This is a genomic window from Dokdonella sp. (assembly GCF_017744955.1).
Lineage (GTDB): Bacteria > Pseudomonadota > Gammaproteobacteria > Xanthomonadales > Rhodanobacteraceae > Dokdonella_A.
In genome coordinates this window covers 364,285-383,800 of the sequence record NZ_JAGIAG010000002.1, presented here as the reverse complement: position 1 = coordinate 383,800, position 19,516 = coordinate 364,285, and the positions used below count along the sequence as shown (strand labels likewise).

The following is a 19,516-nucleotide window of genomic DNA, read 5'->3' as shown; positions in this document are numbered from 1 at the left end:
CCGCATGTACGCCGACACCCTCGAAGAACGCATCGAAGCCATCCTCGATCTCGACGACGTCGACAACAGCGGCTACGCGCTGGGCCTGGCCGAGCGGCTGGTCGCCGAGCTTCCGCGCGAGCCGCGCGCGCTCGCGGTCCGCGCGCGCGCGCGCTACAAATGCCACAAGGAGGACGCGGCGCGCGCCGACGTCGAGGCCGCCCTCGCGCTCGATCCGCAGTGCGTCGACGCGCTGTGGGCGCGCACCCTGCTGATCGACGACGACGACGAAAGCGCCAACGTGCGCGCCCTCGCTGAACTGGATCGACTGCTGGCGCGGCAGCCCGACCACTACGGCTGCCATCTGTCGCGCGGCTGGCGCTTCCACCAGCTCGGCCGCCTCGACGACGCCGTCGCCGCCTGCGAAGCGGCGCTGCGCGCGCGTCCGCACCGCCGCCGCCCGGCGGTCAACGCGGCGACGTTCCTGCAGGAAGCCGGCCGCGCCGAAGAGGCGTCCGCGTTCTACGAACGCACCGCCGCCGCGAGCCCGGACGACGGCATGACCGCCTACAACGCCGGCACGCACTACTACCAGCTCGGGCAATACGACAAGGCGATCGTGCATCTGGACCGCGGCCGCCGCCTGCTCGGCGAGCAGAACGCGATCCAGCACAACCGCGCGCTGACCCTGCAGGCGCTCGGCCGCCACGCCGAGGCGATCGAGGAATGGAGCAACGTGCTGCTGCGCGAGCCCGACTGGGACTGGGCGGTCAGCGGCCGCTTCCGCTCGCTGCGCGCGCTCGGACGCAACGCCGAAGCCGACGCCGACCACGCGCGCTGGATGGAGATCGTCGGCCCCGATTCGAGCGAGGCGCTGCAGGCCGAACCGCGGCGCCTGATCGAGGCCGGCGAGCACGCATCGGCACTGCGCCTGCTCGAGAAGGCGATCGCCGCCGGACAGGTCGACCTGGACCTCTTCAACCTGGCCGGCTTCTGCCTCGCCAGGCTCGATCGTCATGCGCAGGCTAAGACGATGTACGAGCGCGCGCTCGCGCTCGACGACGGCTGCGCCTACGTGCACCGCAACTACGGCGAGGCGCTGCTCGGGCTCGACGATCCGGCCGGTGCGCAGGCGCACGCGGAAACCGCGGTCGCGCTGGATCCGCGCGACGACCGCGCGCATCGCCTGCGCGGGCTGGCGCTGGTCAAGCTCGGGCACACCGCCGACGCCGTGCCCTCGTTCGAACAATGGGTCGCGCTCGCGCCGGGCAGCGTCGCCGCGCTGGTGCAGCTGATCAAGGCCTTGCAGTCGCTCGGCCGGCATGCCGAGGCGCTGACGCGCTGCGACGAGCTGATCCGCCTGATTCCGGCCGACGGCTGGGGCCACATGAAGAAAGGCGAGTCGTACGAGGCGCTCGGCAGCGTCGCCAACGCGAAGATGGCCTACCAGAAAGCCGCGTCGAGCTACCTGGCCGCCGGCGAGAACGGCGACGCCGAACACTGCCGCAAGGCGGCCGAGAATGCCGGCAACGAGAAGAAGCGCGGGCTGTTCGGACGGCTGTTCGGCAAAGGCTAGCCGGACACGGCGTTCGCCGCCGCGACGGCGGCGCGCGCCACCGGTTCGGCCGGCAGCTCGCATTCGGCAGGCGGCTTCGGCTGGCGCGAAGCCAGCTCGGCGCCCTGCCAGCGCAGGCGGCAGAACGGTTCGGGCGGCGACGCCACCGGCGCTTCGCTGCGCGCGATCGCGCGCGTCAGCGTCGCGGCGGCGATCCACGAGCCGGCCAGCGACGGATGGCCGTCGTTCGTCCACGGCGAAACGTCGCCCGTGCGCTGCACGAACCGTTGCATGGCGGCGCCGACGTCGGCCACGTCCAGCCCGCAGCGGCGCGCTTCGTCGCGCGTCGCGGCACTCAACGCCCGCTGCGCGTCGGCGCGGCCCTGCCAGGTGCCGAACAGGATCGGTCTCGCCTTCGCGGCACGAACGCTACGCGCCGCCTCGCAGACGCTGGCGACGGCGTCCTTGCACCCCGGGAACGCGGCGTCGCACATCGGGAATCCGCCGAGATCCTGCAGCACGACGACGTCGTAGCGACGCTCGGCGAGCCGCGAGGCCAGGCGTCCCTCGCGCAGATGGTCGGCCATCTTCGCGCCGCCGCTGGCGAGCATCTCGACGCGAATCGGCCGGCGCGGATGCGACGCCGCCTGCATCGCCTCGACGATGCGCGGCAGGTCGTTGTAGTAGGTCAGGCTGTTGCCGACGAAGAGGACGTCCTGAACCGGCTCGGGCGCGGGTTTCGTCGCCGCGCAGGCGGCCAGCCCGGCAAGCAGGAGCGGCAACGGCCGGCGCACGGGACTATTTCCGCTTCAGCGGGCGCACGTACAGCACCAGGCTGTGGTCCTCGATCGCGTAGCCGTGCTTCTCGGCGATCTCGTGCTGCAGGCGCTCGATCTCCTCGCTGGAGAACTCGATGACCTTGCCGGTCTCGATGTCGACCATGTGGTCGTGGTGCTTGCCGCGATCGAGTTCGTAGACGGCCTGGCCGCCCTCGAAATTGTGCTTGAGCACGATGCCGGCGGCTTCGAACTGGGTCAGGACGCGGTAGACGGTGGCCAGGCCGATGTCGTCGTGATGGTCGAGCAACTCGCGGTAGATGTCCTCGGCGGTGAAGTGCTTGCCGTCGTGACTGTCCAGGATTTCCAGGATCCGCATGCGCGGATGGGTGACCTTGAGCCCGGCCCTGCGCAGTTCGTTCGATTCCACCTTCACCTCCACCTGCCCCTCGTCCGCCTTGCGGTTCAGGGGCCTAGTGTATCATCGGCGTTTTTACGGCTTCGGGATCCCCACGCGCATGCGCCTGACCTGGCTCGCCCTATTCGCCATCGTCCTGCTGACCGGCTGCGGCGGGAGTCTGAACCCGCTCTATCGCGTCGACGTCCAGCAGGGCAACCTGTTCGACAAGGCGACGGTGGAATCGCTGAAGGAAGGCATGTCCAAGCGGCAGGTGCTGCTGGTGATGGGCTCGCCGGCGGTGGTCAGCCCATTCGACCAGAACCGCTGGGACTACGTGTCGACCGTGCGTCGCGGCCGCGGCCAGATGGAGACGAAGGACCTCACGCTGCACTTCAAGGACGACGCGCTGGTCAAGATCGAGGGCGACTACTTCCCCGAGAATCCGGAACAGCTGATCAAGGACGCGCAGAAGTACAAGCGCGAGTACCCGGACGAGAAGCGGCCGGAAGACGACAAGAAGAAGAAAAAGCAGGGCAGCTGAGCGGCCCCTACCGCTTGGGCTTGAGCGGCGCGCGTTCGGCGCGCCGCCGGCGCGCTTCCTTCGGATCGACCTGCAGCGGGCGGTACAGCTCGACGCGATCGCCGTCGCGCAGCAGCGCCCCGCGATCGACCGCTTTCGACCAGATGCCGATCGCCAGCGCCGCCGGGTCGATCGCGCATTCCCGCTCGACCTCCGAGGCGTGGATCGCGTCGGCGACGGTGGCGCCGGAGCGCAGTTCGACACGCCGCAGGAACTGCCGCTGCGGTTCCGCGTAGGCGACCTCGACCGCGATCGAATCGTGCGGATCAGCCATCGGCCTTCGCCGCGGCGGCGCAGAAATCGTCGACCATGCGGTTGGCGAGCCCCTGGAAACCGAGCCGCAACGCGGTGCCGACGAGGCGCCCGCTGTAGTCGAAATCGAGGGCGAGAGTGATCTTGCAGCCGTCCTCGCCGAGCGGCGCGAAGGTCCATTCGCCTTCGAGCGCGCGCAGCGGCCCGTCGACCAGCGTGAGGCGCAGGCGCTGCGGCCGTTCCAGCGTGTTGCGGGTGGTGAAGGTCTGCGTCATGCCGGCGAAGCGCAGGTCGAGCTGGGCCACCATCTCGCCGTCGCCGATGCGTTCGAGGATGCGCGCGCCGGCGCACCACGGAAAGCGCCTCGGGTATGCTTCGACGTCGTTGACGAGGTCGAACATCCGTTCGGGCGTTTGGCGGACCAGGGCGTGGCGGCGGATCTGGATCATCGTAGTTGCGGAATTGTAGTGGACATGGCCAAGCAAAAGACCAAGGAAAAAAGCGGCACCGGCACGATCGCGCAGAACAAGCGCGCGCGTCACGAGTACCACATCGACGAGCACTACGAAGCCGGCGTCGCGCTGCAGGGCTGGGAAGTGAAGAGCCTGCGCGCCGGGCGCGTCAACCTCGGCGACGCCTACGCGATCGTGCGCAACGGCGAGATCTTCCTGTTCGGCGCCTCGATCGTGCCGTTGATCTCGGCCTCGACCCACGTCGTCGCCGACGACCGTCGCACGCGCAAGCTGCTGCTGCATCGCGAGGAGATCGACAAGCTGATCGGCGCGATCGAACGCAAGGGCTATACGCTGGTGCCGCTGTCGCTGTACTGGAAGTCGAACCGGGTGAAGATCGACCTCGGTCTCGCGCGCGGCAAGCAGGAGCACGACAAGCGCGACACCGAGAAGGAACGCGACTGGAACCGCGAGAAGCAGCGCGTCATGCGCGCGCGCAACAAGGAAGCGTGAGCGCGCCCGAAAGGGAAAGCGCTCCCCTGCCCCGCACGGAACGGTCGCCGCAAAGCGGCCGTTTCGCCGAATCGCACCGCGATCAGCTCCCCGACTGCACCGATACCGCCTGGCCGGCGCTGAGGCGCTCGGCTCCGCGCACGACCAGGCGATCGCCGATGTTCAGCGCGCCGCGCACTTCGACCTGGTCGCCGCTGCTCGTGCCCGGCGTCACCGCGACCTGCTCGGCCGTGTTGTCGCCGGAAACGCGCACGACGTAGGTCCGATCCGTGCGCCGCACCAGCGCATCGCGCGGCACCGCCAGCGCGGTCTCGGCCGTCGTGGCCATTTCCGGCAGCGCCACCTCGACCGCGCTGCCGACCAGCGCATAGGCCGGATCGACACCGACGCGCAGCTCGAACTGGCGCGCGCGCTCGTCGCCGACCGGGACCACCGCACGCACCGTCGCCGGCCGCTCCACGCCGCCGGCGCGCACACTGACCTGCATGCCGGAGCGGACCTTGTCGGCCAGCGCGAGCGGCGCCTGCACGCGCGCCTCGATGCGCTCGACGTCGACGAAGTGCACGATGTTCGCGCCGACCTGCAGATATTCCCCACGCTGCGCATAGCGTTCGGTGACGATGCCGGAGAACGGCGCGCGCACGTCGGCCTGGCTGATGTCGTATTCGACCTGGCGCAGCTGCGCGCGCGCCCGCGCGGCGGTCTGCCCGTCGGTCTCCAGCGTCGCCTGCGCCTCGTCGAGCTGCGCGCGCGCGATCGCGCTGTTGGCTTCGAGCTTGCGCAGACGTTCGAGCTGGGTCTTCGACAGCGCCTGCTTGGCCTCGGTACGGCGCAGTTCGGCGAGCAGCTCTTCGCGGCGCAGGCGCAGCGCCTGATCGTCGAGCTTGGCCAGGCGCTCGCCGACCTTCACGCGCGCACCGACCTCGGCGACGAAATCGAGCCTGCCGGCTTCGGCGCTGGCGATCTTGGCGTCGTCGCGGCTGACCACGCTGCCCGGCACCCAGCGCAGCGGCGCGAGCGTCGAGGCGGTCGCCTGGCCGACCTCCACGATCGCCGGCGGCGCGCTCGCCGTCTGCGCCTGCGCGGTTGCGTACAGCAAGACGATCAGTGCCGTCGCGAGTGTCTTCTTCATGGCTGGGTCCAGATGAAAGATGGGAATTGCCCCGGCGTGCGAGGAGCGGTCCGTTCGAGAATCACTGACGTGGCTTCCGATGCCAGAGCGCATTCACGATCACCCAGCGGTCGCCGAACCTGCCCATTTGCAGGTGATCGACGAACCACGGGCTCTCCAGCCGCACGGTCGCGATGTCCTGGTCGACCTGGAGCACCTTGACCGATCGCTGCCACTGCTCCTTCGGCGTCTTCAGCGCGCCCTTGCGCGTCAAACCAATCAGCTCGTCGGACGTCATCCGTCCGAGCGCCAGGCTCTCATAGGCCGAAGCCGGCCGGACGGTGCGCTTGGCCAGGTCCGGATGCAGCGCCCGCGCCACACGATCGGCGTCGCCTTCCAATTGGCCGTCCATGTAGTCGTAGGCGGTCGCCTCGATCGCACGCACGGTGTCCTGATCGGTCTGCGCGCTCGCGCACGCCGCCCACAGCGCGAACGAAGCGCCGACGAGCAAACTCTGGATTCCTGCCGACATGTTTTTTCTCCTGATGTAGAGCTTTTGACGCGGATTGGACGGATGGACGCGGATGGAGCACTGGATTTGTTCATTTGCTCCATTCGCGTCCATCCGCGCAAATCCGCGTCGAAGGAATCACGCGGCCTCCACCTCCACCAGCCGCGGCCGCTCGTGGTGCGGCGGCGCGAGCGCGACGGAGCGGCTCTCGCCGGGGAAGAACAGCCGTATCAGGCTCGGCAGCAGCAGCAGCGAGAAGACCAGGCTGACCACCACGCCGCCGACGTTGACGGCAGCGAGGCCGCGATAGATCACGCTGCCGGGGCCGGGATTGATCGCCATCGGCAGCGCGCCGAGCGCGCCGGTCAGGGTCGAGGCGAGGATCGCGCGCAGGCGCTGGTTGAGCGACATGCGGATCGCCTCCGCGAGAGGCGCGCCGCTCATCTGCGCGTGGCGCGTCAGGTCGACCAGCAAGATCGCGTGGTTGACCACCACGCCGACCATCATGATGAAACCGATCATCGACAGCAGGTCGAGCGGCTGGAACGAGAACAGGCCGAGCACGCGCAGGCCGAGCATGCCGCCGATCAGCGCCAGCGGCACGGTCAGCACGACGATCAGCGCGTAGCGCAGCGACTTGAACATCGCCGCCATCAGCAGGCCGAGCACGAACAGCGCGAGCAGGAAGTTCTTGCCGATCGTACCGACGATGCGGTCGAGGCGGTCGGCGCTGCCGGCGAGGCGGATGGTGCCGTCGGGGAACTGGCTGCGCAGCGTCGGCACGATGTCCTTGTCGATCATCGCCAGCGCGGTTTCGAGCGCCAGCGTCGGCGGCGGGTCCATCGTCAGCGTCACCGTGCGGCGATGGTCCAGGCGGCGGATCTGCGCCGGACCGAGCGACGTCTCCAGGCGCACCATCTCGCCGACGGTGACCACCTTGCCGTTCGGCGCGACGATCGGCGTCTGCGCCAGCTCTTCCGGCGTCTGCCCCGCGCTCGCGCGCAGGATCACCGGCACGCGCTCTTCGCCGTTGAAGTATTCGCCGAGCCAGGCGCCGTCGCCGAGCGCGCGCACGATCTCGCCGAGCGCGACGCGATCCCAGCCCGCCTCGGCGATGCGGCGATCGTCCGGCACCGCGTGCAGTTCGAGCTGCGCGGCGTCGGTCGGCGGAAACGCCTGCACGATGGCGCCGGGAAACTTCGCTTCCAGCAATCGGCGGCCGGCGTCGGCGACCTGATACAGCTTCGCCGCGTCCTCGCCCTGCAAGTGGATCGACACCGCCCGCGCCGAACCGCCGAAGCCGCCGAACAGGTTGCCTTCGAGGGTGAACACGCGCGTGTCGGGAAAGCCGACCATGATCTCCTCGCGCATGATGCGTTCCAGTTCGCCGATACGCGATTCGTCGACGACGCGCGCGCCGACCGAGCCGCCGCCGCCCGGGAAGACGTTCACGAACCAGTTCTTCAGCTGCGGCTGCTTGGTCCCCGCCATGTACGGCTTCATGCGTTCGAGGATCGTCGGGATGATTTCGCGATCGATCACCTCCGGCGGCATGCCCGGCGGGAAGTTGACGATGGAATCGATCGCCGCCCGCTTGACCGGCGGCAGGTAGTCCAGGCGCGGCATGAATACGTACGACGCGACCAGCGGCAGCACCAGCAGCGCGAGCACCCAGCCGATCTGCCGGGGCCGCGTGTCGGTCCAGGCCATGATCTTGTCGGTCAGCCACGGCCAGCCGTCGCCGTAGCCGGACTTGAGCTTCTTCGCCTTCAGCCAGCCCGCCGACGCCGGCAGCGCGGTGATCGCGACGACCACCGAAATGGCCACCGCGATCGAGATCGTCAGCGCCAGGTCGGAGAAGATCTGACCCTCGACGTCGCGCAGGAACATCACCGGCAGGAACACCGCGATGGTGGTGATGGTCGAGGCGATCAGCGCGCCGACGACCTGCTGCGTGCCGACGAGCGTGGCCTCGTACGGCGTCATGCCGCTTTCCTTCAGGCGCAGGATGTTGCCCGAGACGACGATCGCGCCCTCGACCACCATGCCGACCGCGAACGCGAGGCCGGCGAGCGAGATCACGTTCAGAGTGTGTCCGCTCAGCTGCAGCACGGTGAACGTGGCGAGCAGGCAGACCGGGATCGCCGCCGCGATCAGCACTGTCGCCCGCGCGTCGCGCATGAACCACCACACGCACAGCAGCGACAGCAGCGCACCGACGATCAGGTTCTCGGTGAGCAGGTGGATCGCGCGATTGATGAACAGCGAGGAGTCGAACGACTGCTCGATGCCCAGGCCCTTGGCCTTGAGCGGCCCGTCGCGCAGCTCGGCGACCACCTGCTTGACCGCGTTCAACGTCTGCAGCACGTTCGCGCCGCTGACCTTGTCGATCTGCAGGCCGATCGCCGGGTTGCCGTTCTGGTAGGCGTAGGCCTGCCGCCGCGGCGGGCGCACCTCGATCGTGGCGACGTCGCCGAGGTGCACGGTCTTGTCCGCATTCGAGGACAGCACCAGCGCGCCGAGCTGCTCGGGCTTGTAGCGCCCGGTGTAGCGCAGCTGGAACTGCTGGCGGCCGATGTCGACCTGGCCGCCGGAGACGTCGGTGGCCGCCGCCGCGCGCGTGGCGATGTCGGCCATCGACACGCCCAGGCTCGCCGCCTTGGCCATGTCGACGGTGATGCGCACCTCGTTCGGCGGACCGGCGTAGACGACCACCTGCGCCACGCCGGGCACCGCCTCGATGCGCGGCTTGACGGTGTTCTCGATCAGTCGGCGATAGTCCTCGATCTTGCCCGCGGTGCCGGGCAGCAGCTGCACGAAGAACCAGCTCAGCGTCTGGTTCGCGCCACCGTTGTTGCCGCCCATCTGCACGATCGGGCGATCGGCATCCTTCGGGATCGAACGCACGCGGTTGAGCCGGCCGATGACTTCGACCAGCGCGTTCTTCATGTCGGTGCCGATGGCGAAGGTCAGGTTGACGTTGCTGCCGCCGGCGGAGGCGTTGCCGTCGAGTTCCTCCAGGCCCGGCACGCCCTGCAGCACCTGCTCCTGCGGTTCGAGCAGCTCGGCCTCGACTTCCTCGGGCGACGCCGCGCGCCAATTGGTCTGGATCGAGATCTGCGGCCGGTCGATGTCGGGAAACAGCTGCAGCGGCAGCTCGCGCAGGCTCATCAGGCCGAGCAGGCAGACGAGCAGGACCGCCATCGCGACGGCGATCGGATTCTTCAACGAGGCTTCGATGATCTTCATGGGGCGCTTCCCGCGACGTCGGCCGTACGCAGCCCTCCGCTGCGCATCGACCGATTGGAAGGCGCCGCGCACGGGAAGTTTGCAGAGTCTGCGACGAAGCGTTGTCGGCGCGCGACGAAGCGTTGGAGCCGTCGCGCAGCCGGTGCGACGGCGGGCGGACGTCGCTCAGGTGAGCAACTTCACCTTGTCGCGATAGCTGCGCGACAGCTTCAGTTCGTGCCCGGAATCGAGCACCAGGAAGTACTCGCCGTTCAGATGCGGCCGCATTTCCTTCACGCGGTCGAGATTGACGATGCTGGAGCGGTGCACGCGCGCGAAACGGCGCGGATCGAGGCGGCGCTCGAGCTGCTGCATCGTGCCGCGCAGGACGTGCGTGCCGTCGGCGGTGTGGATGCACATGTAGTCGCCGGCGGCGTCGATCCAGCGGATCGACTCCACGTCGACGCGCAGCACGCGCTGGCCGTCCTTGATCGTCAGCTTGGTGCCGGCGCGGGCGTCCTCGTCGGCGAGGAAGGCGTCGATCCGCGTCTTCGCCGAATCGGGCAGGGTCGCCACCAGCTTGAGCAGGCGTTCGTAGTGATCCTCGGTCTTGCGCGAAACGAGACGCGCGCGCGCGCGTTCGACCGATTCGTCCAGACGCGTGTCGTCGACGGGCTTCAGCAGGTAGTCGAGCGCGCTCGCGGCGAACGCCGCCAGCGCGTACTGGTCGTAGGCGGTGACGAACACGGTCAACGGGATCTGCGTCGCCGGCAGCGCGCGCAGCAGCTCGAAGCCGTCGACGCCCGGCATCTGCACGTCGAGGAACATCAGCTGCGGACGCAGCGCGGAGATGGCGTGGAACGCCTCGCGTCCGTTGCCGGCCTCGCCGACGATCTCGACATCGGCGTGCCGGCGCAGGCGCAGCTCCAGGCCGCGCCGCGCCAGCGGCTCGTCGTCGACGATGAGCGTGCGGATCGTCGACATCTCAGAGTCCGTCCGCGGTCTCGAACGGCAGGCGGATGTGCACGTCGACGCCGTGCGGCACGCACGCGCCGATCTCGAAGCGCTGCCGCTCGCCGTAGAGCACGCGCAGGCGCTCGCGCGTGTTGGTCAGGCCGACGCGCGCGCGACCGTTCGGCGCGGCGTCCGCTTCGCAGTAGCCGGGGCCGTCGTCGCGCAGGTGCACGTCGAGCCAGGCTTCGCCCGGCGCACCGCCGTCGCGGCGCGCGACCAGTTCGATGCGCGCGCCCTCCTCGTGCTTGGACACGGCGTACTTGATCGCATTCTCGATCAGCGGCTGCAGGATCAGGCTCGGCACCAGCGCGTCGCGCACCGCCGGATCGATGTCCATCTCGACCTTGAGGCGTTCGCCGAACCGCAGCTGCTCGATGCCGAGATAGAGTTCCAGCGCCTCGACTTCCTGCGCCAGGGTCACGCGCTGCTCGGGATCGGAATCGAGCGAATGGCGCAGGAACGCCGACAGGCTGCCGACCATGCGGTAGGCGGTGTCGCGCTTGTCGTCGAGCACCAGGGTCGAGATCGCGTTCAGCGTGTTGAACAGGAAATGCGGATTGAGCTGATAGCGCAGCATCTTCAGCTGCGCCGCGTGGGCGATCGTCTGCGCGCGCAGCGCGGCTTCCTTCTGCTGCTGCGACTGGCGCGCGAACTTGATGCCGAAGTAGAGACCGCTCCACGACAGCAGCAGGTAGAACATCGAGGCGAAGTACCACAGGTAGCCGAACAGGCTGTGGATCTCGCAGTCCTCGCACCAGCGGAATACGACGTCCACGTAGATCTTCATCAGCACCAGCGTGGCGACGACGAGCATCCCCGCGGCGCCGGCCGCCATGCGCGGCACGGACAGATGCCACAGATGCCGATAGCCCAGGCGCAGCACGCTGGTGATGAGGAAACCGCAGAGCGCCACCGAGGCGGAGGCGATCACGTAGTGCAACGGCTTGCCGTCGCCCATCGCCGCGGTGAAATTGAGCGCGAAGTAGCCGAACCAGCCGGCGATCTGCAGCGGCCAGAACGAGAGTTCCGAGCGGGCGGAAACCGGTTTCGGCGCGTTCGACACGGCGATGGCGTTCACGGCGGTGGTCTTCTCACGGGGCGCACACTATGAGCCGATTCGCGTCCGGTTTGAAGCTCGGCGATGCCGATCCGCGCGGCAGCCGGCGTCGGCGCCGGGTCGAGCGACGTCGCGTGCGCGATCGCCCTGCGACTCAGTCCGCCTCGTCTTCGCTCTCGAACACCACCGCCGATTCGGCATGTTCCACGCCGCGCAGCAGGCGCATGCGCGCGGTCTGCTCGAACGCGGCGTCGCCGCTCTCCAGCAGCACGATCTCGCCGGCCACGCGCTTGGCCACCGGCACGCCGTCGCGGTAGAGCACGCGCGAGCCGGTCAGGCGCGGCACCTTGTCGCCAGCGAGCAGGCTGCCGACGAGGTTCAACGGATCGGCGCCGCACAAGCAAACCCAGGTCTCGTTCGGCGCGCGCTGGCGCAGGCTGCGCAGCGCGGCGATCGCCTCCGGCAAGGCGAACTGCTCGCCGGAAAGGCCGGCGACGAAACGGCCGCCGCGGATCTCGCCGCGCGCTTCGAGGCGGTGGTAGACGCGCACCAGATCACGCCACGGCGGCAGCCATTCCGCCTCGTGCGCGAGCATGCGCCAGCAGACCACGCCGTAGCGCGTCAGCAGCGTGCGCGCTATCTGCTCGACACGTTCGGAGTCCGCGCCGGACCGCGTACCCGATGCGGATTCCGCCGCCGCGCGGCGCACCAGCGACCAGCGGCCGGCGTCCTCGATGCCGAACAACGCGGTGCGCCGGCCGTGGCGGCGACGCGTCGGCGCGCGCTTCGCGGACGGCAGCAGCAGTGCGCGCAGACCGCTGTAGCTGTCCGCGTTGACGAGGCCGGAGGCGACCAGTTCGCCGAGCGCTTCCTCCAGCTGCACGTGCAGCAGACGCGTGCCGTGCAGCAGTTCGTCGAAGAACGAGGCGCCGTGGGATTGCAGGTGGTCGGCGACCATCTGCGCGCGCGAGGACAGGGCGATCGTCGCACCCGGCGCGAGGCCGCCGAAACCGAGCCAGGTGTCGAGATTGCGTCGCTGCAGCAACACGATCGGCGTCGCGCGCACCGGACCGGCGACGCGATCGGTGGCGCCGGCGCGGCGACCGCGCAGGCGCGTCCAGACCAGCCGGCCGGCGCTGCACAGCGCGTCGAGCCAGGCGATCTCGTAGTCGGCGACGCGGGCCGGCAGGATCTCGCTCTCCCAGGCCGAGGCCGGCGCTTCGTAGCCCTCGAGCTGGGCCAGCACCGCGGCCAGCGCATCCGGGCCGCGCACCTGCGCACCGGGCGCGACGCGCTGCCACTCGAACAGGAAGCGCACGAAATCGCGCGGCTCGACCGGTTCGATCTCCCGACGCAGGCGGCGCACGGTGTAGCGATGGATCCGCGCGAGCAGGTGGCGCTCGCACCATTCCGGTTCGGAGGCCGGCGTCCGCTCTCCCTCTCCCGACTGCGGCGAAGACGACGGCGTGTAGTGGCCGCGCATGACGAAGCCGTCGGTTTCGAGTGCGAGCAGCGCGAGATCGACGTCGGAACGTTCGACGCCCAGCGCAGCGGCGATCTCCGTCGCGCGCGTCGGCCCGAGCGCCGTCAATCGCCCGCGCAGCACATCGACGAGGGCGTCTTCGCGCGTCCACGCGACGCAGGCGTACTCGGCGGGCGCACTGACGATCGGATCGATTCGTGCTGCGGGAAGGAGCGCCGCGAACTGCGGCAGCCGTTCGGCCGGAATCCAGATGCCCGTCGTTCCGGGCATCGCCGCCGAGTCGACGCCCTCCGTCCCCGCCGCGGAGCAAGGCCCGAACGCGATGTGCGCCACGCGGCGGTCGGCGGCGAGCCGTTCCAGCCACGACGCCCAGCCGTAGTTCGCCTGCGCCTCGGCCGCGGTGACGAAGCCGATGCCGAGCAAAGCCGCATGCAACTCGTCGGACGAACGCGCCTCCGGCCAGGCCTCCTCGCGCACGGCGGCGATCGCGTCGGGATCGAGACGGCCGAGGTCGTCGGCGCTGTCGATGTCGCTCCAGCGCCGGCTCGCCACCGCCTGCGTGCGGCGCTCTTCCAGTGGCGCGTCGTCGAGGAACGCGTACGGCCGCGCGCCGAGCACTTCGGCGGCGAGAGGCGACGGCGAGGTCAGGTCACGCGCGGCGATGCGTACCCTGCCCTGCTCCAGCCCCTGCAGCAGCGCGACCAGGCCGTCGATGTCCATCGCGCCGTGCAGGCAGTCGTACAGCGTCTGCGCGACCAGCGGATGATCGGGGATCTGCCGCTCGCCGACGATGTTCTCCAGGCACGCGACCTGGTCCGGGAACACCGTCGCGAGCAGGTCCTCGGCCTTCATGCGCTGCAACTGCGGCGGCACCTTGCTGCCGCCCTGGAAGCGCGGCAGCGCCAGCGCGGCGGTCGCGTTCCAGCGCCAGCGCACGCCGAACATCGGCGCGTCGAGCAGGGCCTGCACGAGCACGTCGCGCACCGAGCCGGAATGCAGGTAGCGCGCGACGTCCTCGAGCGGAAAGCTGTGGCTGGTCGACAGCGACAGGATGATCGCGTCCTCGGTCGCCGCCGCCTGCAGCTCGAAGTTGAACTTGCGGCAGAAGCGCTTGCGCAAGGCCAGCCCCCAGGCGCGGTTGAGCCGGCTGCCGTAGGGCGAATGGATGATCAGCTGCGAGCCGCCGGACTCGTCGAAGAAGCGCTCGATCGCCAGCTCCTCGCGCGTCGGCAGCACGCCGAGCGCGATCCGCGCGGAACCGAGGTAGTCGACGATCTGCCGCGCGGCGGCATCGCCGAGACCGACCTCGTCGACCAGCCAGGCCTGCGCGCCGAGACCGTCGGACAGCACCGGCGAGGAGAACAGGCGCTCGGAGATTTCCGTGCGCAATCGCGACACCGAGATCGACAGCTCGTCGGTGCGCCCCGGCGCTTCGCCGAGCCAGAACGGAATCGACGGCGGCGCACCCTGCGCGTCCTCGACGCGCACGCGGCCGCGCTCGACGCGCAGGATGCGATAGGAATGGTTGCCGAGCTGGAAGATGTCGCCGGCGATGCTCTCGACCGCGAAGTCCTCGTTGACCGTGCCGACCATCGTCGCCTGCGGTTCGAGCACGACTTCGTAGTCGGCCGTGTCCGGGATCGCGCCGCCCGAGGTGATCGCGGTCAGGCGCGCGCCGCGGCTGGCGCGCAGCACGCCGTTGACGGCGTCGCGATGCAGGTACGCGGCGCGCGGACCGCGCCGCGTGGTGAAGCCGTCGGCGAGCATGCGCACGACCGCGGTGAAGTCCTCGCGCGTGACTCCGGCGTACGGGTAGGCGTGGCGCATCCGCTCGAACAGCTCGTCCTCGCGCCATTCGCGGCAGGCGACCTCGGCGACGATCTGCTGCGCCAGCACGTCGAGCGCGGCGCGTTCGACGTGCAGGGCGTCCAGTTCGCCGCGGCGCACCGCGTCGAGCAGGGCCGCGCACTCGACCAGTTCGTCGCGCGACTGCGGGAACAGCCGCCCCTTCGGCACGCCGCCGACCTGGTGGCCGGCGCGGCCGACGCGCTGCAGGAAGGTCGCGATCGAGCGCGGCGACCCGATCTGGCAGACCAGGTCGACGTCGCCGATGTCGATGCCGAGTTCGAGCGAGGCGGTCGCGACCAGCGCGCTGAGTTCGCCGCGCTTGAGCCGCTGCTCGGCGTCGAAGCGATGCTCCTTCGCCATGCTGCCGTGATGCGCGGTGACCTTGTCCTTGCCGAGGCGTTCGGACAGGTGCCGCGCGGCGCGCTCGGCCATGCGCCGCGTATTGACGAAGATCAGCGTAGTGCGGTGCTCACCGATCAGCTGTTCGAGGCGCGCGTAGACCTGCGCCCACTGGTCGCCGGAGAGCACGGCTTCCAGCGGCGCCTCCGGCAGTTCGAGCGCGAGGTCGCGCGCGCGGACGTGGCCGGAGTCGACGATCACGCAATCGGGCTCGTCGGCCGCCGCGACGAGCGCCCTTTCCCGCCCGCCTGCCACCTCCGATCGTTGGAGGACAGCCGTCGATCCCGGCTCGGCGGGGAAGGATTCCACGACGACAGGCTGCTCTTCGGCGTCCATGGCCCGCGAAGCCGACGCCCGCCCTTCGGTCGTCGGTAGCGATTCGCCGGAAGCGAGCGGCGCCGCGCCGCCGACCAGGAATCGCGCGACCTCGCCGATCGGCTTCTGCGTCGCCGACAAGCCGATGCGCACGAGACGGCGCTCGCACAGCGCGTCGAGTCGCTCCAACGACAGCGCGAGGTGCGCGCCGCGCTTGTTCGGCGCCAGCGCGTGGATTTCGTCGACGATGACCGAGCGGGTGGTGGACAGCATGCGCCGGCCGGATTCCGAACCGAGCAGCACGTACAGCGATTCCGGCGTCGTCACGACGATGTGCGGCGGGCGCTTGCGCATGCGGTCGCGCTCGGCCTGCGGCGTGTCGCCGGTGCGCACCGTCGTACGGATCTCGACGTCGGGCAGCCACAGGCGCAGCAGCTCGTCGCGGATGCCGGCCAGCGGCGCTTCGAGGTTGACGCGCACGTCGTTGGACAAGGCCTTCAGCGGCGAGACGTAGACGACCGCGGTCTCGTCCGGCAGCTCGCCCTCGACTCCGCGCCGCACCAGATCGTCGATCGCGGCGAGGAACGCGGCCAGGGTCTTGCCCGAACCGGTCGGCGCGGCGATCAGCGTGTGCCGGCCGGACGCGATCGCCGGCCAGGCCTCGAGCTGGGCCGGCGTCGGCGCCGCGAAGGCGCCGCGGAACCAGTTCGCGACGGCGGGGTGAAAAGTGTCGAGTGCCATAAGTCTATTTTGCGCGCGTCCGTCTCAAATCCTGAAACACCCTTCAAATAGTGACGATCGACCGCTTTTTCATCCTCGTTGCCGCGCCGTTATCCCCTCGTTAGGGCAGCCATCGGGCGCGAATGCGCCAGGCTGAACCGGCCCACACGGCGGACAGGCTCGCGCCGAGCATTCGCAGCCAGACAAGTGCGCGTTCGCGGTCGGAAAGCGGCGGGCTTGCCAGCGGCTGCGCGCCATGCGGCTCACCGCGCTCTAGGGGAGGCGTCAGCGCGAATGCCGCGCACGCTCTGGCAATCCGGGAGGCAACCATGGAATGCGGAAGGCGGCACGCGTCGTCGGAACGAACCGGCTTCGCGTCCGGCCCCGAAGCGGGGCCTGCCGCGAAACTCCGGCGGCGCCGCGCCGGAACGTGCGAAGGATCTTCGATCGCGAATCAGGTGAGGCCGAAGCGCCGCACCAGCCAGCCTTTCGCCGCCTGGGTCAGGCTCAGATAGGCGAGCAGGATCGGCGGCAGGAACAGCCAGTACGCATGCGGCAGCGGCACGAAGCCGAACAGCGCCGCCAGCGGCGAGTACGGCAGCGCCGCGCCGATCACGCAGATCAGGATCGTGGTCAGGATCAGCGGTGTGCTGGCGCGGCTCTGCAGGAACGGAATGCGGTTGGTGCGGATCACGTGCACGACCAGCGTCTGCGACAGCAGCGACTCGACGAACCAGCCGGTCTGGAACAAGGCCGGCTGCGCGGCCGCCTTGAACACGAACCACATGAGGGCGAAGGTGGCGTAGTCGAAGATCGAGCTCAGCGGTCCGACACAGAGCACGAAGCGCGCGATCGCCGCCATGTCCCACGGGCGCGGCCTGGCCAGGAATTCGGCGTCGACCTCGTCGGTCGCGACCGGCGCCTGCGACAGGTCGTAGAGCAGGTTGTTGACCAGGATCTGCACCGGCTGCATCGGCAGGAACGGCAGCAGCACGCTGGCGCCGACCACGCTGAACACGTTGCCGAAGTTCGAGCTCGCGGTCATGCGGATGTACTTCAGGATGTTGCCGAACACCTTGCGGCCTTCCAGCACGCCCTCCTCCAGCACCGCCAGGCTCTTCTCCAGCAGGATGATGTCGGCCGATTCCTTGGCGATGTCGACCGCGGTGTCGACCGAGATGCCGACGTCGGCCGCGCGCAGCGCCGGGCCGTCGTTGATGCCGTCGCCGAGGAAGCCGACCGCGCGGCCGTCGCGCTTGAGTGCCTCGATCACACGCACCTTCTGCTGCGGATTGAGGCGCGCGAACACCGGCGTCGTGCGCGCCGCTGCGCGCAGTTCCTCGTCGCCGAGCGCGTCGATCTCCGGGCCGAGCAGCACGTGCTCGTGGTCGATGCCGACCTGGCGGCAGACGTGGCGCGTGACGATGTCGTTGTCGCCGGTCAGGATCTTCACGTCCACGCCGTGCGCGCGCAGCGCGGCGATCGCCTCCCTGGCATCGTCCTTCGGCGGGTCGAGGAAGGCCATGAAGCCGACCAGGGTCATGCCGGCCTCGTCGGCGACCGACCAGGCGCGGTTCGCCGCCGAAGCGCGCCGCGTCGCGACCGCGATCACGCGGAAACCGTCCGCGTTCAGTTCGCGCGCGAGCGAGCGAGCGGCTTCCAGGGTTTCCGGCGTCAGCGTCTCGACCGCCGCGCCGCGCGCGATCTCGCTGCAGATCGCCAGCGTCTCGGCGACGGCGCCCTTGCTGATCAGCACGTGCGCACCATCCGGCGCGCGCACGACCACCGACATGCGCCGCCGCGCGAAGTCGAACGGCACTTCGTCGACGACGCGATAGTCGGCCTTGAGCTGCGTCGCGGTCGCGGCCGGCAGCGCGTCGAGCACGGCGACGTCGAGCAGGTTCTTCAGGCCCGTCTGGTAGTGGCTGTTGAGCCAGGCCAGGCGCAGCACCTCCTCGTCCTCCACGCCGTCGACGCCGACGTGGCGCTCGAGGATCACGCGGTCCTGGGTCAGGGTGCCGGTCTTGTCCGTGCACAGCACGTCGATCGCGCCGAAGTTCTGGATCGCCGGCAGGCGCTTGACGATGACCTGCTTCTTCGCCATCGCCATCGCGCCCTTGGCCAGGTTCACGCTGACGATCATCGGCAGCATCTCCGGCGTCAGGCCGACCGCGACCGCGACGGCGAACATGAAGGCGTCGAGCCATTCGCCCTTGAGGAAGCCGTTGAGCAGGAACACCAGCGGCACCATCACCGCGATGAAGCGCAGCATCAGCAGCGCGAAGCGGCGCACGCCGAGGTCGAAGCTGGTCGGCGCGCGCTCGCCCGACAGCGCGCCGGCCAGCGCGCCGAAGTACGTACCGCCGCCGGTCGCCGCGACCACGCCGAGCGCCGAACCGCTGATCACGTTCGAGCCCATGAAGCAGAGGTTGCGCGCCTCCAGCGGCGTGTTCGCCTCGACGTCGATCGCGGCGAACTTCTCCACCGGCAGCGATTCGCCGGTCAGCGCGGATTGATTGATGAACAGGTCCTTCGCCGCGATCAGGCGCAGGTCGGCCGGCACCATGTCGCCGGCCGAGAGCTGCACGAGGTCACCGGGAACCAGCGATTCGATCGACACCTCGATGCGCGCGGCGCCGTGTTCGTCGCGACGGCGCACCGTCGCGGTGTTGCTGACCATGCGGCGCAGCGCCTCGGCGGCGCGGTCCGAACGGCTCTCCTGCACCCACGACAGGATCACCGCGATCGCCACCATCGCGAACATGATCACGGCGCCGATCTTGTCGTCGCCGAACCACGACACCACCGCGAGCACGATCAGCAGCACGTTCAGCGGATTGGACAGCCGGCGCAGCAGCTCCGCCGCGTGCGAGCGGCGCTTCTCGCCGGCGACCACGTTCGCGCCGTAGCGGGTCAGGCGCTCCTCGATCTGCGCCGCGTCGAGGCCGTCGCTGCCGCTGTCCAGCCGCGCCAGCGCCTCACCGGCGACGATGCCGGCGTAGGCGAGCAAGGGATGCGCGGCGCGCGTGCGTTCGGCGCGCCGCCCCGCATCGCGCGCGAGCCCCGGCAGCCAGGCCGAGAAGGCGGTGAGCTTGAGCATCGGCGGCCCCCAACGCGACACCGCTCCGGCGAACGGCAGCAGCGACGCGACGACCGCGAACGCCGCTCGCATTGTCGACGGCAATGCTGACTCGAACCTTTCAAAGCATCGCTCGCGCAGTCGCGGAGAAGAACCCGAATGGCTTTCCTCCGCGTTTCCGCGAGACTTCCTTCTCGTCGGCGTCCGTCGAAATGAACGGGCTCGCCGCGCTCCTGCAATCCCC

At 69.7% G+C, this 19,516-nt stretch carries 14 protein-coding genes; 3 read left to right on the top strand and 11 right to left on the bottom strand.

Translation table 11 applies throughout. The features are described 5' to 3' along the window. Positions 1-4: 4 nt before the first annotated feature. The gene (locus J7520_RS06760) at positions 5-1,555 is read left to right on the top strand and encodes a tetratricopeptide repeat protein (RefSeq protein ID WP_291185731.1); all 1,551 of its coding nucleotides are present in this window, start codon (positions 5-7) and stop codon (positions 1,553-1,555) included. Here J7520_RS06760 and J7520_RS06755 read toward each other — a convergent pair. Together J7520_RS06755 and fur are read right to left on the bottom strand one after the other, a co-directional pair. After that, on the bottom strand, positions 1,552-2,328 hold the full coding sequence (locus tag J7520_RS06755; protein ID WP_291185728.1) for a hypothetical protein: 777 nt from the start codon (positions 2,326-2,328) through the stop codon (positions 1,552-1,554). The genes J7520_RS06760 and J7520_RS06755 overlap by 4 nt on opposite strands. Positions 2,329-2,332: 4 nt before the next feature. Next, complete coding sequence (gene fur, locus J7520_RS06750; RefSeq protein ID WP_291186526.1) at positions 2,333-2,746, bottom strand: ferric iron uptake transcriptional regulator; 414 nt, start codon at positions 2,744-2,746, stop codon at positions 2,333-2,335. An 82-nt stretch (positions 2,747-2,828) separates the two neighbouring features. On the opposite strand from fur, the gene bamE reads away from it, so the two are divergent. Next, positions 2,829-3,251 carry an outer membrane protein assembly factor BamE gene (gene bamE, locus J7520_RS06745; RefSeq protein WP_291185725.1) on the top strand — a complete coding sequence of 141 codons (423 nt, stop codon included), beginning with the start codon at positions 2,829-2,831 and terminating at the stop codon, positions 3,249-3,251. 7 nt (positions 3,252-3,258) lie between these two features. On the opposite strand, the gene J7520_RS06740 is transcribed toward bamE, so the two are convergent. Beyond that, the gene (locus tag J7520_RS06740) at positions 3,259-3,564 is read right to left on the bottom strand and encodes an RnfH family protein (protein ID WP_291185722.1); all 306 of its coding nucleotides are present in this window, start codon (positions 3,562-3,564) and stop codon (positions 3,259-3,261) included. Further along, positions 3,557-3,991, bottom strand: a complete 435-nt coding sequence (locus tag J7520_RS06735) for a type II toxin-antitoxin system RatA family toxin (protein WP_291185719.1) — start codon at positions 3,989-3,991, stop codon at positions 3,557-3,559. The genes J7520_RS06740 and J7520_RS06735 overlap by 8 nt, the downstream gene beginning before the upstream one ends. 24 nt (positions 3,992-4,015) lie before the next feature. On the opposite strand from J7520_RS06735, the gene smpB reads away from it, so the two are divergent. Then, entirely contained in the window at positions 4,016-4,507 is a 492-nt protein-coding gene (smpB, locus tag J7520_RS06730) for an SsrA-binding protein SmpB (protein WP_291185716.1), read from the top strand. Positions 4,508-4,589: 82 nt separating this feature from the next. Here the strand turns inward: smpB and J7520_RS06725 are convergent, their stop codons facing one another. The 7 genes from J7520_RS06725 to mgtA all read right to left on the bottom strand — a co-directional run bounded on the left by J7520_RS06725 (position 4,590) and on the right by mgtA (position 19,365). Next, the gene (locus tag J7520_RS06725; protein ID WP_291185713.1) at positions 4,590-5,639 is read right to left on the bottom strand and encodes an efflux RND transporter periplasmic adaptor subunit; all 1,050 of its coding nucleotides are present in this window, start codon (positions 5,637-5,639) and stop codon (positions 4,590-4,592) included. 61 nt (positions 5,640-5,700) lie between these two features. Next, positions 5,701-6,243 (bottom strand): nuclear transport factor 2 family protein, encoded by a 543-nt coding sequence (locus J7520_RS06720; RefSeq protein ID WP_291185710.1) that lies wholly within the window; start codon positions 6,241-6,243, stop codon positions 5,701-5,703. A gap of 24 nt (positions 6,244-6,267) precedes the next feature. Further along, a complete protein-coding gene (locus tag J7520_RS06715) occupies positions 6,268-9,378 on the bottom strand; it encodes an efflux RND transporter permease subunit (protein WP_291185707.1) in 3,111 nt (1,036 codons plus the stop codon). A gap of 165 nt (positions 9,379-9,543) precedes the next feature. Continuing rightward, the gene (locus J7520_RS06710) at positions 9,544-10,341 is read right to left on the bottom strand and encodes a LytTR family DNA-binding domain-containing protein (protein ID WP_291185704.1); all 798 of its coding nucleotides are present in this window, start codon (positions 10,339-10,341) and stop codon (positions 9,544-9,546) included. 1 nt (position 10,342) lies between these two features. Beyond that, positions 10,343-11,449 carry a histidine kinase gene (locus tag J7520_RS06705; protein WP_291185702.1) on the bottom strand — a complete coding sequence of 369 codons (1,107 nt, stop codon included), beginning with the start codon at positions 11,447-11,449 and terminating at the stop codon, positions 10,343-10,345. Between the two features lie 133 nt (positions 11,450-11,582). Continuing rightward, a complete protein-coding gene (locus tag J7520_RS06700) occupies positions 11,583-16,214 on the bottom strand; it encodes a DEAD/DEAH box helicase (RefSeq protein WP_291185699.1) in 4,632 nt (1,543 codons plus the stop codon). 433 nt (positions 16,215-16,647) lie between these two features. Next, on the bottom strand, positions 16,648-19,365 hold the full coding sequence (mgtA, locus tag J7520_RS06695) for a magnesium-translocating P-type ATPase (protein WP_291185697.1): 2,718 nt from the start codon (positions 19,363-19,365) through the stop codon (positions 16,648-16,650). Positions 19,366-19,516 lie beyond the last annotated feature (151 nt).

What these genes read in the sequence shown, in the direction of transcription:
- J7520_RS06725 (WP_291185713.1), bottom strand. Translation starts at nt 5,639, where the DNA reads ATGAAGAAGACACTCGCGACGGCACTGATCGTCTTGCTGTACGCAACC.
- J7520_RS06740 (WP_291185722.1), bottom strand. Translation starts at nt 3,564, where the DNA reads ATGGCTGATCCGCACGATTCGATCGCGGTCGAGGTCGCCTACGCGGAA.
- J7520_RS06760 (WP_291185731.1), top strand. Translation starts at nt 5, where the DNA reads ATGTACGCCGACACCCTCGAAGAACGCATCGAAGCCATCCTCGATCTC.
- J7520_RS06720 (WP_291185710.1), bottom strand. Translation starts at nt 6,243, where the DNA reads ATGGACGCGAATGGAGCAAATGAACAAATCCAGTGCTCCATCCGCGTC.
- J7520_RS06735 (WP_291185719.1), bottom strand. Translation starts at nt 3,991, where the DNA reads ATGATCCAGATCCGCCGCCACGCCCTGGTCCGCCAAACGCCCGAACGG.
- J7520_RS06700 (WP_291185699.1), bottom strand. Translation starts at nt 16,214, where the DNA reads ATGGCACTCGACACTTTTCACCCCGCCGTCGCGAACTGGTTCCGCGGC.
- mgtA (WP_291185697.1), bottom strand. Translation starts at nt 19,365, where the DNA reads ATGCGAGCGGCGTTCGCGGTCGTCGCGTCGCTGCTGCCGTTCGCCGGA.
- bamE (WP_291185725.1), top strand. Translation starts at nt 2,829, where the DNA reads ATGCGCCTGACCTGGCTCGCCCTATTCGCCATCGTCCTGCTGACCGGC.
- smpB (WP_291185716.1), top strand. Translation starts at nt 4,016, where the DNA reads ATGGCCAAGCAAAAGACCAAGGAAAAAAGCGGCACCGGCACGATCGCG.
- J7520_RS06710 (WP_291185704.1), bottom strand. Translation starts at nt 10,341, where the DNA reads ATGTCGACGATCCGCACGCTCATCGTCGACGACGAGCCGCTGGCGCGG.
- J7520_RS06715 (WP_291185707.1), bottom strand. Translation starts at nt 9,378, where the DNA reads ATGAAGATCATCGAAGCCTCGTTGAAGAATCCGATCGCCGTCGCGATG.